Here is a 12,635-nt window from a genome sequence, read left to right on the forward strand (position 1 = left end):
CAGGATCTGGGCATCGAGGACTACATTACCCCACAGGACATGGTGGTCACCCTTTCGCATACCGGCTACATCAAGTCGCAACCGCTGGCCGATTACCGCGCGCAGCGCCGGGGCGGGCGCGGCAAGCAGGCGGCGGCAGTAAAGGAAGACGATTTCGTCGACCATCTGTTCATCGCCAATACGCACGATTACATCCTGTGCTTCTCCAATCGCGGGCGGGTTTATTGGCTCAAGGTTTATGAAGTGCCGCAGGGAACGCGCAGTGGCCGGGGCAAACCAATAGTCAATATGTTCCCGCTCGAAGAAGGCGAGAAGATCAATGCCATTCTGTCGATCAAGGAATTCACCGAAGATCGCTTCATCTTCATGTGTACCGCGCAGGGAACGGTCAAGAAGACGCCACTTTCCGATTTCTCCAACCCGCGCAAGGCCGGCATAATCGCTGTCGCGCTTGATGACGATGACTTCCTGATCGGTGCCGAGATCACCAGCGGAGCGCATGACATTGTTCTGGTTTCCGATGCTGGCAAGGCGGTGTGGTTCGACGAGGAAGATGTACGCGCCATGGGCCGCACGGCACGCGGTGTGCGCGGCATGAAACTCGGCAAAGGCCAGCAGGTGCTTTCGCTGCTGGTTGCCGAGAATCACCAGGAGACGGTGCTGGTGGCGACCGAAAACGGTTTTGGCAAGCGTACGGTGCTGGCCGATTTCCGCCATTCCGGTCGCGGCACGCAAGGGGTGATCGCCATCGCAGCCAGCGAGCGCAATGGCAAGGTCGTCGCCGCACGTCTGGTGCACGATGAAGACGAAATCATGCTGATAACCACCGGCGGCGTGCTGATCCGGACGCGTGTCAAGGAGATCCGCGAGCTGGGTCGTGCTACACAGGGGGTGACGCTGATAGCACTCGATGCCGGTGAGAAACTCGCCGGTCTGGAAAAAGTCGTCGAAACCGAAGATGATCAGGATAGCGAACAGGGGATCAGTCCCGATACCGGAAATGAATCGGGCAGTGACACTGATCACGGGCAGGATCAGGAGTAGAAGGTTGATACGCCGTACCTGACTTGAAGAACGAAGTTTGCCGACATGACGCCGGATACTGACCATGAGTGATGATCTTCAGAAAAAACTCTCGGTGGTACGCACCGAGATTGATGCGATTGATGCCCGTTTGCTCGACCTCCTGAATCACCGTGCGCGGTGCGCGCAGCAGATTGGGCAGATCAAGGCGAGTCATGGCGAAGCAGGCTTCATTTATCGACCGGAGCGTGAGGCACAGGTGTTGCGGCGTATTCAGGAGATCAACCCGGGTCCCTTGTCGAACGATAGCGTGACCTGGTTTTTCCGCGAAGTGATGTCCGCCTGCCTGTCGCTTGAACAAGCGCTCGGTGTCACTTTTCTTGGCCCGTTGGGCACCTTCTCGGAGAGTGCGGCGACCAAACACTTCGGCCACGCAGCACGGTTGTTGCCACAGGTTTCAATTGATGATGTGTTTCGCGAGGTCGAGGCGTCACACGCGGACTTTGCGGTGGTGCCGATCGAAAATTCGACTGAGGGCGCTATCAGTCGCACGCTTGATCTCCTGATGACCACGCCGCTGAAAATATGCGGTGAAGTGGTTTTGCGCATCCACCAGCATTTGCTGTCAAATGAAACTTCGCTCGATGGAATCACCAAGGTCTATTCGCACGCGCAGTCGCTGGCGCAGTGCCACGAATGGCTGAACCGTTCCCTGCCGAATGCCCAGCGCATATCGATGGGGAGCAACGCGCAGGCCGCCCAGTTTGCAGCCTGCGAGGCGGGAGCTGCCGCGATCGCCGGAGAGGCTGCGGCTGAGCGTTATCAGTTACCGAAACTGGCGAGCAACATTGAAGACGAGCCGAACAATACGACCCGTTTCGTCGTCCTTGGACGCCAGGATGCAGGTGCATCGGGGCGCGACAAGACTTCGTTGATCATGTCCGCACATAACCGGACAGGCGCTCTCAGCAACCTGCTTGCCCCGTTCTCTGACGCGGGTGTTTCGTTGACCCGCCTCGAATCCCGTCCGGCTCGCCACACGCTCTGGGAGTATGTTTTTTTCGTAGATATCGAAGGCCATCGCGCCGAACCGGCCGTGCAAGCCGCGCTCGATGAACTGGGGCGCCGGGCGGCGTATCTCAAAGTTCTAGGATCCTACCCGCTGGCCGTCTATTGACCAGCAACGCCGAAGGACCGACCGTTTCAGGTTTAGGATTATGTTGGCTGAACGCAGCCAGTTCCTCTGGAGGCCTTGCCAATAGGCGTTCAGCAGTGAGGCAGACTGAGGAATCATGATAAAACAAGCACTTCCGGGTTCGGGCTTGTAGATCGTTGATTGGCGATGACTTCGGGGCAACACTTTTCTTGAGGCGAAGAACGGTATTGGCTGGCTTGGAGGAATCGCGATCCGCTTTCCTCTGCTGCTTAGCCCGCTTTCTATGACTGGATACCTGCCTGGCATCAAGGACGCCGATCACCCCTCAAGCAGGACGGCGGTCTGGCAACCAACCCGTACCGCCCCCCAATGGACGCCACCAACGTAAATCGGCATTGAAATGTCGCACATCAGTTCGCCGGTATCACGAAGATAGGTTTGCAGGAGAAGCGGTGTGGTGTTTTTCGCCGACCTGATTTCGGTTGGTGAATCAAACATGCGATGCGTGCGATTGCCAACCAGATCCTTCTGCTGGTCACCGGTCAGCGCTTGCGAGAACTTGGCATTGTGAGCCACCAGGTAGCCGTTGATATCAACACCCACCGCGTAAACGCCCCCCTTGATTGTCGCCAGCGCCGAATCAAGCAATCCCTGGCACTCTTGAACATACGCCTGGTCGTAGGTCACCGTAAATTTCTGAGGGTTGGTCTTTGGCGAAACAATCGGCCGGTAGTTCCGGTCCATGACATTGATCCCGCGCTTGCGCATGTCTTCCAGTTTGCTCTGCAACTCGTCCCGAAACTTGCGCACAAAATCCACGTTGTAGTCGAACGCACCACGGCCGATTTTGAAACTGGAGACCAGTTCCTGAACCGACTCGGTCGCACCTGACAGCCCCGCTGCGGATTGTTCGGAACTCGCCATGCTCTGCGCAACCTCACCTGAAAGGGCATGAACCAGATGCATATTCTCATGCACCTGGGCATTGGTTGCGGTCAGTTGTTCCATTGCCGTGGCAATCTGGATCAATTGCTCGCTCGTTCCTTCAAAATCGCCGACCATCAGTCGAAACTGTTCGGATGACCGTTCGACCACTTCGCGCGTCTGGTGGATGTCGTCGTTGATTATGTCATTCTCGCTTTGTGTATTCTTCACCAGAGAAATCATCCCCGTCACACTTTGCGTGATCTCCAGCGCAGAATTATTGACGCGCTCGGCCAGCTTGCGTACCTCATCGGCGACAACGGCAAAGCCACGTCCCATTTCACCGGCTCGTGCCGCCTCGATGGCAGCGTTCAAGGCCAGCAGATTGGTCTGGTCGGCAACATCCCGAATCAGTGCTGCCATGTTGCGAATGCTGTCAGAACGCTGGCTGAGATTGGCAACGGTATCGTTGAAACGCGCAAGTTTCTCACTTACGGACTGCACCTTGACCACAACTTCGAGCATTTCATGCAATGATGCCTTCGCATTCCCGAGATTGACTTCAGTCGACTGGGAGATGCGTTCGGTCGATGAAGACACCTCGTTGATCGCTTCAGTTGCCTCGTTGCTGGCGGTAAACACTGCCTCCGTCAACTCGCCCTGACGCGTTGCGCGGGTCGAGGTCTCACCGACGCTCTTGCGCATGACTGCCGCTTCGCGCGCAATGCTAACGCTCATCTTGCGCACTTCGCCAATAATTTCCCGCATCCTGTCGGCGAAACGGTTGTATGAAAGAGCCAGATCGCGATATTCATCGTGAGTTGTCGTCGGCAGATCGCGTGAAAAATCACCCTCACCGGTCGCAATCTCGTCAAAGACGCGCGCCATATTCTTGACCGGACGGACAATGAGGTAACGCAGGTAGGCAATCTGCAGAATGAACCACGCCAATGCAACGCCGGTCAGAATGGCCAAGCACACCAATCCTTGATCAAACGCCGATGCGATGACCCGGACTGCTTCGGCATTGGCGCCCGAGCTGCCCAGCGTTTCCAGAACCGAGCCCTTTACTGAAATATAGATACCGAGGTACCCCAAATTAATGATGAACAGGAGGAGGATGCTCATCAGTTTTTTACTTAGCGTGTTCCAGATGTTTTTTTCCGACCACTCGTGAAACCGCCAAAGAATGTTCATTTTCTCTCCTTCAGATTGAGCAACGATATCGAATATTGTATCCATCCCCAGAAAGTATGTAAGCGTTTATTCATTGTTAAGTACTGAAGAATCAAGGACTCGATTCAATTTCACGGGTCGGAGGCCGGTAGAAAGAAAAAGGATTGAAATGCGATTAAACAACATGACCATCGCTGGGAAACCCGCCAATAGGCGTTCTCCGTGCAGGCGTTCAGGAAGCCAGTAAATACCTCATTCTTCAGGAGCATGGTTTGTAGGCTGGTTATCCATTTGTCTTGCAAGCATTATGTCGCGGAATCAGTTTGTCATGGAATGTGCGCAAACCTGAAAGGTACTATGGCTCTTGGCCTCCAAGCCAAGGTGTTAAAATCAAACCTGCTGCCTTATTTAATTCGGAGTTCTTTTTCATGGCACTTTGCGATCAATCGTTGCCTTACATCCGCGCCATATCCCCCTATCAGCCAGGCAAGCCGATTACCGAACTGGCGCGCGAAATGGGTATCCCCTTGGGAAGTATTGTAAAACTCGCTTCCAACGAGAATCCGCTGGGCATGAGCCCTAAGGCGAAGGCCGCGATGGAAAAGGCCATCGTCACGCTTGAGCGTTACCCCGATGACTTTGAGCTCAAGAAAGCGCTGGCCGATCATACCGGTCTGGAGGCGGAGCGGATTGTGCTTGGCAACGGTTCTAACGATGTGCTCGACCTCATTGCCCGGGTTTTCCTGGCTCCGGGTCGTTCTGCGGTGTTTTCTCAGCATGCCTTTGCGGTTTACCCCTTGGCCTCGCTTTCGGCGGGTGCCGAACTGATTGCCGTTCCGGCAAAGGATTACGGCCACGATCTTGATGCCATGCGTTACGCAATCCAGCCGCATACGCGCCTGATCTGGATCGCCAACCCCAACAACCCGACCGGAACCTTCCTGCCGTACCCGCAACTCAAGGCCTTTATCCAGGCCGTCCCGGCGGATGTCGTGATTGTTCTTGACGAGGCGTACAACGATTATATCCCGCCGGCAGAACGTGCCGATACGAGGGACTGGCTGGCGGAGTTCCCGAATCTGGTGATTACGCGGACCTTCTCAAAGATCTATGGTCTGGCCGGGTTGCGCATCGGTTTTGCGCTGGCCTCGGCTGAAATCGCCGACCTGATGAACCGCGTACGGCAGCCGTTCAACTGCAACAACCTGGCGCTGGCGGCGGCAACAGCGGCGCTTGACGATCATCAGTTCGTGGCCAGGAGTTATGCACTTAATCGTTCCGGAATGGAGCAGATCGTCGCCGGGATCAAGCGCTTTGGCTTCACGCATATTCCCTCGCACGGCAATTTCGTGGCCTTCAAGGCTGGCGATGCGTCAGCGCTGAACCAGAAGCTGCTCAAGCAGGGTGTTATTGTTCGTCCGATTGGCGGTTACGGTATGCCGGAGTGGCTACGGGTGACGATCGGCACCGAGCTCGAGAACCAGCGTTTTCTTGAAGCTCTGGAAAACGCTCAAAGACGGACGGTGTGATGAGCGGCGCGCCAGAATTCGGCAAGATTGTTGTCTTTGGCGTCGGTCTGATCGGCGGTTCCTTCTCGCTCGGACTCAAGGCCGCTGAACAGGTTGAGGAAGTCGTTGGTTTTGGTCGCAGCCTCTCAACGCTGATGCAGGCGCTGGATCTGGGCATCATCGACCGGGTGGGTGCCAATGCCGGTCAGGAGGTGGCGGACGCCGACCTTGTTCTTATCGCTACGCCGGTCGGCCAAATGCCCGAAATCATGGCGCGTATAGCGCCCTATCTTGGCGCACAGACGCTGGTTACTGACGGCGGCAGCACCAAGGAAGATGTGGTCGCAGCAGCACGCCTGCATTTCGGTGACAGGATCGGACAGTTTGTTCCCGCGCATCCGATTGCCGGTGCCGAGAATAGCGGAGCGGCAGCGGCTCGCGCCGATCTCTACCGCGAAAAAAAAGTGGTGTTGACACCGCTGCCGGAAAACTCCGTGCTCAACGTGGCACGTGTGCGTTCGGCGTGGGAATGGTGTGGCGCACAGGTTCATGAACTAGCCCCGGCCGAGCATGATCACGTTTTTGCCGCCGTCAGCCATCTGCCCCATCTCTTGTCGTTTGCGCTGGTTCACGATCTCGCCGTACGCGACAACAGTGAGCTCTATTTCAGTTACGCGGCCAGCGGCTTCCGCGATTTCACAAGGATTGCCGCCAGCCACCCGGAAATGTGGCGCGATATCTGTCTGGCCAATCGCGTTGCGTTACTGGAGGAGCTCGAGCGTTACCTAGCACAGCTCGATCAGTTGCGCGATGCGTTGCACCGGGGTGATGGTGCGGCCCTGGAGCAGACCTTCGCCGTCGCGCGCAAGGCACGTCGCACCTGGGCGGAAGGTACGGAAAAATAACGAACATGGATTTTATCGATCTGCCGCCACTGCTTTCAGCTCGGGGTACGCTACGCTTGCCCGGTTCAAAGAGCCTCTCCAACCGCGTTTTGTTGCTCGCCGCCCTGGCTGACGGTGAAACCGAAGTTCGCGACCTGCTTGAGTCCGACGATACGGCGCGTATGCTTGAAGCGCTTTTGGCGCTTGGTGTTGATGTTGTGCCGCTTGGTGACAGCGCCTATCGCGTGTGTGGCTGCGGAGGCGTTTTCCCGGTCAAGGAAGCTGATCTGTTTCTCGGCAACGCAGGGACGGCTTTCCGCTCACTGACGGCCGTGCTGGCGCTGAGCGGCGGTCATTACAGACTGTCCGGTGTCGCACGCATGCATGAGCGTCCGATTGGCGACCTGGTCGACGCGCTGCGGCAGATCGGTGCCGATATCCGCTATGCGGGCAACGAAGGCTTCCCGCCGCTGGAAATCTGTTCAGCAAAGGGACATGGAATATTCGCGCCCGGCACTGTGGTCAGCGTACGCGGTGATGTTTCGAGCCAGTTCCTGACCGGCCTGTTGATGGCGCTGCCGCTGATCGGCGTAGAGGCGACAGTTGAAGTCGTCGGCGAACTGATCTCCCGGCCCTACATTGAAATCACGCTGGCGACCATGGCGCGCTTCGGCGTGCAGGTGGTCCGTGAAGGCGGGCAGCGCTTCACGATCCCCGCCGGCTGCACCTACCGTTCGCCTGGCGTTATTTACGTCGAGGGTGACGCCTCCTCGGCCTCGTATTTCCTGGCGCTCGGAGCCATTGGTGCCCGGGCAGGGCAGGCCGTTCGCGTTGAGGGCGTTGGCCGCGATTCGATTCAGGGTGACGTGCGCTTTGCCGACGCGCTGGCTCGGATGGGTGCCCGCATCGAGATGGGGCCGAACTGGATCGAGGCTTCTGCGCCGCACTCGGGAAAGCTGCACGGCATCGAACTCGATTGCCGGCAGATCCCCGATGCGGCAATGACCTTGGCAACTACGGCGCTGTTTGCCGAAGGCACGACCACGCTGACCCGCATCGCCAGTTGGCGGGTCAAGGAAACCGATCGCATTGCGGCGATGGCTACCGAACTGCGCAAGCTCGGCGCCGAAGTCGAAGAGGGCGTCGATTTCATCCGCGTGACTCCCCCTCAAGCCAAACTCCTCACGCCTGAGAGCGGAATCGATACCTACGAGGATCACCGCATCGCCATGTGCTTCTCGCTGGCGACGCTGGCGACGACGCTGCGTATCAATGATCCGGGCTGTGTGACCAAGACCTTCCCGGGCTATTTCGAAAGTTTCGCCCGGGTGACGCAAGCTGTCCCGGTGATCGCCATTGATGGGCCTTCGGCTTCCGGCAAGGGAACGGTGGCAGCGCGCGTTGCGGCAGCGCTGGGCTGGCACTATCTCGATTCCGGTGCGCTCTATCGCCTGACCGCACTCGCCGCCCGTCGTGCCGGCGTGGCGTGGGATGACGAAGCTCGCGTCGCGGCCATCGCCAGCGGGCTCGATGTGGAGTTTGGCGAGAACTCGATCCGGTTGTCCGGTGCCGAGGCCGGGGAGGCCATCCGGCAGGAGGACATCTCGTCCGGGGCTTCCCAGGTTGCCGCACTGCCTGCGGTGCGCGCCGCACTGCTTTTCAGGCAGCGTGTTTTCCGTCAGGCTCCCGGCCTGGTCGCCGATGGACGCGATATGGCCTCGCTCGTGTTTCCGGATGCGCAGACCAAGGTTTTCCTCACCGCCAGCGTCGAAGTGCGAGCGCAAAGACGCTATAAGCAGTTGATCGAAAAAGGAATCACTGCTAGTATCCTGCCTCTTTTGCTGGATTTGCGTGAACGCGACGAACGCGACAGCCAACGTAGCGTCGCGCCTTTGCAGCAAAACAAGGAGGCCGAATTGCTTGACACGACTGACCTGACCATTGAACAAGCAGTGGCTCAGGTGCTGGTCTGGAGCAGCAAGGTTTCGTAGCAAGGGTGTTGCGGCAGGTGCCGTGTGCCTCAGGTGTCACCAGTGAACTGTCGCTTGCCCTTCAGGGCGCTGCGGCGAATCGTTCAGATTCCCGTAGAGCGGGGTGTCAGGAACCGGTGATAATTTTTTTAACTCAACCCGCAGCCATGCGGTCAGGTCATTCCCACACATATGTCAGCCAATCCCATTATTCAGGAAAGCTTTGCCGATCTTTTTGAAGCCAGTCTCGCGCGCCAGGAAATGCGTCAGGGCGAGGTCATCACCGCCGAAGTTGTACGCATCGACCAGAACTTTGTCGTCGTCAATGCCGGTCTGAAGTCCGAAAGTTATATCGAACGTGAAGAATTTTTAAGCGATTCAGGCGAACTCGAAGTCAAGGTCGGTGATTTCGTTCAGGTCGCCATCGAGCAACTCGAAAACGGTTTCGGCGAAACGCGCCTGTCGCGCGAACGCGCCAAGCGTGTCGCGGCCTGGAACTACCTCGAAGCGGCGCTCAATGAAGGCACCCTGGTAACCGGCACCATCACCGGCAAGGTCAAGGGCGGTCTGACCGTCATGGCCAACAGCGTCCGCGCTTTCCTGCCGGGTTCGCTGGTCGACATGCGTCCGGTCAAGGACACCACGCCATACGAAGGCAAAACCTACGAATTCAAGGTCATCAAGCTTGACCGCAAACGCAACAACGTCGTTGTTTCCCGTCGTGCCGTACTCGAAGCCAGTGTCGGTGAAGAACGCGAAGCACTGCTCTCCAACCTCAAGGAAGGCAGCATCGTCAAGGGTATCGTCAAGAACATCACCGACTACGGTGCCTTCGTCGACCTCGGCGGGATCGACGGTTTGCTACACATCACCGATCTGGCCTGGCGCCGTGTCCGTCATCCGTCCGAAGTTCTGGCCGTCGGCGACGAAGTGCAGGCCAAGATCCTCAAGTTCGACCAGGACAAGAATCGCGTCTCGCTCGGACTCAAACAGCTTGGCGAAGATCCATGGGTCGGCATCTCGCGTCGTTATCCGCAAAACACCCGCCTGTTCGGCAAGGTCACGAACCTCACCGATTATGGTGCTTTCGTCGAAATCGAGCAGGGTATCGAAGGCCTGGTGCACGTTTCCGAAATGGACTGGACCAACAAGAACGTTCATCCGTCCAAGGTTGTGCAACTGGGCGACGAAGTCGAAGTCATGATTCTTGAAATCGACGAAGAGCGTCGCCGCATTTCTCTCGGCATGAAGCAATGCGCTGCCAATCCGTGGGATGAGTTCTCGATGAACCAGAAGAAGGGCGACAAGGTTCGCGGTGCGATCAAGTCGATTACCGACTTTGGCGTATTCATCGGGCTGCCGGGTGGCATCGATGGTCTGGTTCACCTCTCTGATCTGTCGTGGTCGGTGGCCGGTGAAGAAGCCATTCGCAACTTCAAGAAGGGTGACGAAGTCGAGGCCGTGGTTCTGGCCATCGATACTGACAAGGAGCGGATTTCGCTCGGAATCAAGCAGCTTGATGGTGATCCATACACCAGCTTCATTGCCACTCACGAGAAAAATGCAATTGTGCGTGGTGTCGTGAAGTCGCTTGATGCCCGCGGTGCGGTAGTTACCCTTGAGGGCGATATGGAAGGCTATCTGCGCGCTTCCGAAGTGTCGCGCGATCGTATCGACGATCTGACCAAGGTGTACAAGGAAGGTGACCCGGTCGAAGCAATGATCATCAACATCGATCGCAAGACACGTTCGATCAACTTGTCGATCAAGGCCAAGGATCAGGCCGAACAGCATGAAGCGATGCAGAAGTTTTCTGCTGACAGCAATGTCAGCTCGGGAACGACAAACCTTGGCGCTCTGCTCAAAGCCAAGCTTAACAACCCGCAATAAGGTTTGAGCATGACCAAGTCTGACATGATCGCGCGGCTGGCAGAGCGCTTTCCGCAACTCGTCGCAAAAGATGCCGATTTTGCAGTCAAGATGATTCTCGATGCATTGTCCGAAGCTTTGGCCAAGGGCGATCGTATCGAGATTCGCGGGTTCGGCAGTTTTTCGCTGAACTACCGACCGCCACGCGTTGGTCGAAACCCGAAGTCCGGCGACAAGGTCAGTGTCCCGGAAAAATGGGTGCCGCATTTCAAGGCCGGCAAGGAATTGCGTGAGCGTGTCGATAGCGCGCTCAACGTGGTCTGAGTGATAACGGCTGTGGTCATTTGCAACACGGTGGGCGGCGAGTTGCCGCCCTTTTCATTGCTGAAGGGTGATTGATGCGTGCCTTGCTGTGGGGCTGTCGAATTTTCATTTTCCTGTTCCTGTTCGCCTTTGCGCTCAAGAACACTGATCCCGTCAGCATCCGCTTCTTCTTTGATACAGTCTGGCAAGCGCCGCTGATTATCATTGTTCTGGGCTTTTTTGCCGGCGGCGCCGCACTGGGTGTGCTGTCATTGCTCGGTACGGTTTTCGGTTTGCGTCGGGAAGTGTCGCGACTCAAGCGCGACGCCAAGCCAGTGAAACAACAGACAAGTGCCAGTTGACAGCCGCTCGTGGTGGTCAGCGGGGCAGGGTTAATGCATCAATGCAATTGGGATTGATTGAAACGGAAAAATAAAACCGCTCTCAACGCAGAGCGCGCTGAGACGCAAAGGACGCAGAGTCAGGAGAAATGCTCTGTTTCCCCCGTTATTCTCCGCGATCTCTGCGTTTTTGCGGACTCTGCGTTGAAAAAATATGCTTTTAACAATTTTACAATCGCCCCGTCAACTGGGGTGCGTTCTCACCGGGTAAGTCGATCAAATGATTGAATTTGAGTACTGGCAACTGCTCTTTTTCCCGCTCTTTTTCGGACTGGGCTGGGCGGCTGCACGTATCGATATACAGCATCTGGTCAAGGAATCGCGAGCCTTGCCGCGTTCGTATTTCCAGGGCCTCAATTTCCTGCTCAACGAACAGCCGGATCGCGCCATCGAGTCCTTTGTCGATGCCGTCAAGGTCGATCCGCATACCATTGAACTGCATTTTGCGCTGGGCAGTCTGTTCCGTCGTCGTGGCGAGACCGAACGTGCCATTCGCATGCATCAGAATCTCGTCGAACGTGATGACCTGCCGCAGGACCTGAAACTGCAGGCGCTGGCCGAACTCGGGCAGGATTATCTGAAAGCCGGTCTGCTTGACCGTGCCGAGGAAGTTTTCGACAAGCTCCAGGATTCGGCTATGGTCAAGGAGGCCAAACGCAATCTCCTTGAAATTTACCAGCTCGAAAAGGACTGGGAGAAAGCCATAGCCATTGCCGCCGAATTGCCCGATATTGCCTCGCAGAAGGAAATCGCCGAGTACTACTGCGAACTGGCCGCTGCCGAGATGATCCGCTCGCGTCCCGACCTGGCGTCAGGCTACCTGAAGACTGCTCTGGAACGAAATCGAAAATGTGTTCGTGCCAGTCTCCTGCAAGGCGATATTGAGGCACAGCAGGACAGAAGCAAAGAGGCCATCGCCTTCTGGCAACGAATTGAACAGCAGGATCCGACCTATCTGGCACTGGTCGCGCAGCGCCTGCTTGACGCTTTTCGCAAGCTGGTGCGCCGCGATGAGGGCTTGCAACTCCTGCGTGGCTATCTTGAACATTACCCTTCGCTCGACCTGCTTGATGTTGTCTTTCAACTGGTTCTTGAAAGCGAAGGCGCCGAGGCCGCGTATGCTCTGGTGCGTGATGAGTTGAAGCGCAATCCGACGCTGCTTGGTTTTGACAAGTTGCTCGACGCCCGCTTGCTGGTTGCACCTCCCGAATCACGTGCTGATCTGGATCTTGCCAAGAGCATAGTTCACGGCTACACACGCCGGTTGGCGCGTTATCGGTGCGATAATTGTGGCTTCAAGGCGCGCCAGTTTTATTGGCGCTGCCCAGCGTGTGGCGGTTGGGAAACCTACTCGCCGAAACGTACCGAAGAATTCGATTTGACGCCTTAAGCTTGTTTAAGACAAAGGCTAACCACCAAGA

10 protein-coding genes are annotated in these 12,635 nt (G+C 56.8%); 9 read left to right on the top strand and 1 reads right to left on the bottom strand.

The genetic code is table 11. The features are described 5' to 3' along the window. Together JNM42_RS16265 and pheA are read left to right on the top strand one after the other, a co-directional pair. Window positions 1–1,044, top strand: a 1,044-nt coding sequence (locus tag JNM42_RS16265) for a DNA gyrase C-terminal beta-propeller domain-containing protein (protein ID WP_294272547.1), incomplete at its 5' end; no start/stop codon positions are given. 64 nt (window positions 1,045–1,108) lie between these two features. Beyond that, entirely contained in the window at window positions 1,109–2,200 is a 1,092-nt protein-coding gene (gene pheA, locus JNM42_RS16270; RefSeq protein ID WP_294272550.1) for a prephenate dehydratase, read from the top strand. A gap of 297 nt (window positions 2,201–2,497) precedes the next feature. On the opposite strand, the gene JNM42_RS16275 is transcribed toward pheA, so the two are convergent. Further along, window positions 2,498–4,300: a methyl-accepting chemotaxis protein gene (locus JNM42_RS16275; RefSeq protein ID WP_294272555.1), complete on the bottom strand. Its 1,803-nt coding sequence runs from the start codon at window positions 4,298–4,300 to the stop codon at window positions 2,498–2,500. A gap of 407 nt (window positions 4,301–4,707) precedes the next feature. On the opposite strand from JNM42_RS16275, the gene hisC reads away from it, so the two are divergent. The 7 genes from hisC to lapB all read left to right on the top strand — a co-directional run bounded on the left by hisC (window position 4,708) and on the right by lapB (window position 12,604). After that, a complete protein-coding gene (gene hisC / locus JNM42_RS16280; protein ID WP_294272558.1) occupies window positions 4,708–5,808 on the top strand; it encodes a histidinol-phosphate transaminase in 1,101 nt (366 codons plus the stop codon). Then, window positions 5,808–6,692, top strand: a complete 885-nt coding sequence (locus JNM42_RS16285) for a prephenate dehydrogenase/arogenate dehydrogenase family protein (protein ID WP_294272560.1) — start codon at window positions 5,808–5,810, stop codon at window positions 6,690–6,692. The genes hisC and JNM42_RS16285 overlap by 1 nt, the downstream gene beginning before the upstream one ends. A gap of 5 nt (window positions 6,693–6,697) precedes the next feature. Then, window positions 6,698–8,662 (top strand): bifunctional 3-phosphoshikimate 1-carboxyvinyltransferase/cytidylate kinase, encoded by a 1,965-nt coding sequence (locus JNM42_RS16290; RefSeq protein WP_294272563.1) that lies wholly within the window; start codon window positions 6,698–6,700, stop codon window positions 8,660–8,662. Between the two features lie 189 nt (window positions 8,663–8,851). Continuing rightward, on the top strand, window positions 8,852–10,531 hold the full coding sequence (rpsA, locus tag JNM42_RS16295; RefSeq protein WP_366504468.1) for a 30S ribosomal protein S1: 1,680 nt from the start codon (window positions 8,852–8,854) through the stop codon (window positions 10,529–10,531). Window positions 10,532–10,540: 9 nt separating this feature from the next. Then, complete coding sequence (locus tag JNM42_RS16300) at window positions 10,541–10,834, top strand: integration host factor subunit beta (RefSeq protein ID WP_294272569.1); 294 nt, start codon at window positions 10,541–10,543, stop codon at window positions 10,832–10,834. 74 nt (window positions 10,835–10,908) lie between these two features. Continuing rightward, window positions 10,909–11,175, top strand: coding sequence for a LapA family protein (locus tag JNM42_RS16305; RefSeq protein WP_294272572.1), 267 nt, complete (start codon window positions 10,909–10,911; stop codon window positions 11,173–11,175). Between the two features lie 259 nt (window positions 11,176–11,434). Further along, window positions 11,435–12,604, top strand: coding sequence for a lipopolysaccharide assembly protein LapB (lapB, locus tag JNM42_RS16310; RefSeq protein ID WP_294272575.1), 1,170 nt, complete (start codon window positions 11,435–11,437; stop codon window positions 12,602–12,604). Window positions 12,605–12,635: the final 31 nt, after the last annotated feature.

Origin of the sequence: Propionivibrio sp. (assembly GCF_016790145.1) — a bacterium.
GTDB lineage: Bacteria > Pseudomonadota > Gammaproteobacteria > Burkholderiales > Rhodocyclaceae > Propionivibrio.

What these genes read in the sequence shown, in the direction of transcription:
- pheA (WP_294272550.1), top strand. Translation starts at nt 1,109, where the DNA reads ATGAGTGATGATCTTCAGAAAAAACTCTCGGTGGTACGCACCGAGATT.
- JNM42_RS16275 (WP_294272555.1), bottom strand. Translation starts at nt 4,300, where the DNA reads ATGAACATTCTTTGGCGGTTTCACGAGTGGTCGGAAAAAAACATCTGG.
- hisC (WP_294272558.1), top strand. Translation starts at nt 4,708, where the DNA reads ATGGCACTTTGCGATCAATCGTTGCCTTACATCCGCGCCATATCCCCC.
- JNM42_RS16285 (WP_294272560.1), top strand. Translation starts at nt 5,808, where the DNA reads ATGAGCGGCGCGCCAGAATTCGGCAAGATTGTTGTCTTTGGCGTCGGT.
- JNM42_RS16290 (WP_294272563.1), top strand. Translation starts at nt 6,698, where the DNA reads ATGGATTTTATCGATCTGCCGCCACTGCTTTCAGCTCGGGGTACGCTA.
- JNM42_RS16300 (WP_294272569.1), top strand. Translation starts at nt 10,541, where the DNA reads ATGACCAAGTCTGACATGATCGCGCGGCTGGCAGAGCGCTTTCCGCAA.
- JNM42_RS16305 (WP_294272572.1), top strand. Translation starts at nt 10,909, where the DNA reads ATGCGTGCCTTGCTGTGGGGCTGTCGAATTTTCATTTTCCTGTTCCTG.
- lapB (WP_294272575.1), top strand. Translation starts at nt 11,435, where the DNA reads ATGATTGAATTTGAGTACTGGCAACTGCTCTTTTTCCCGCTCTTTTTC.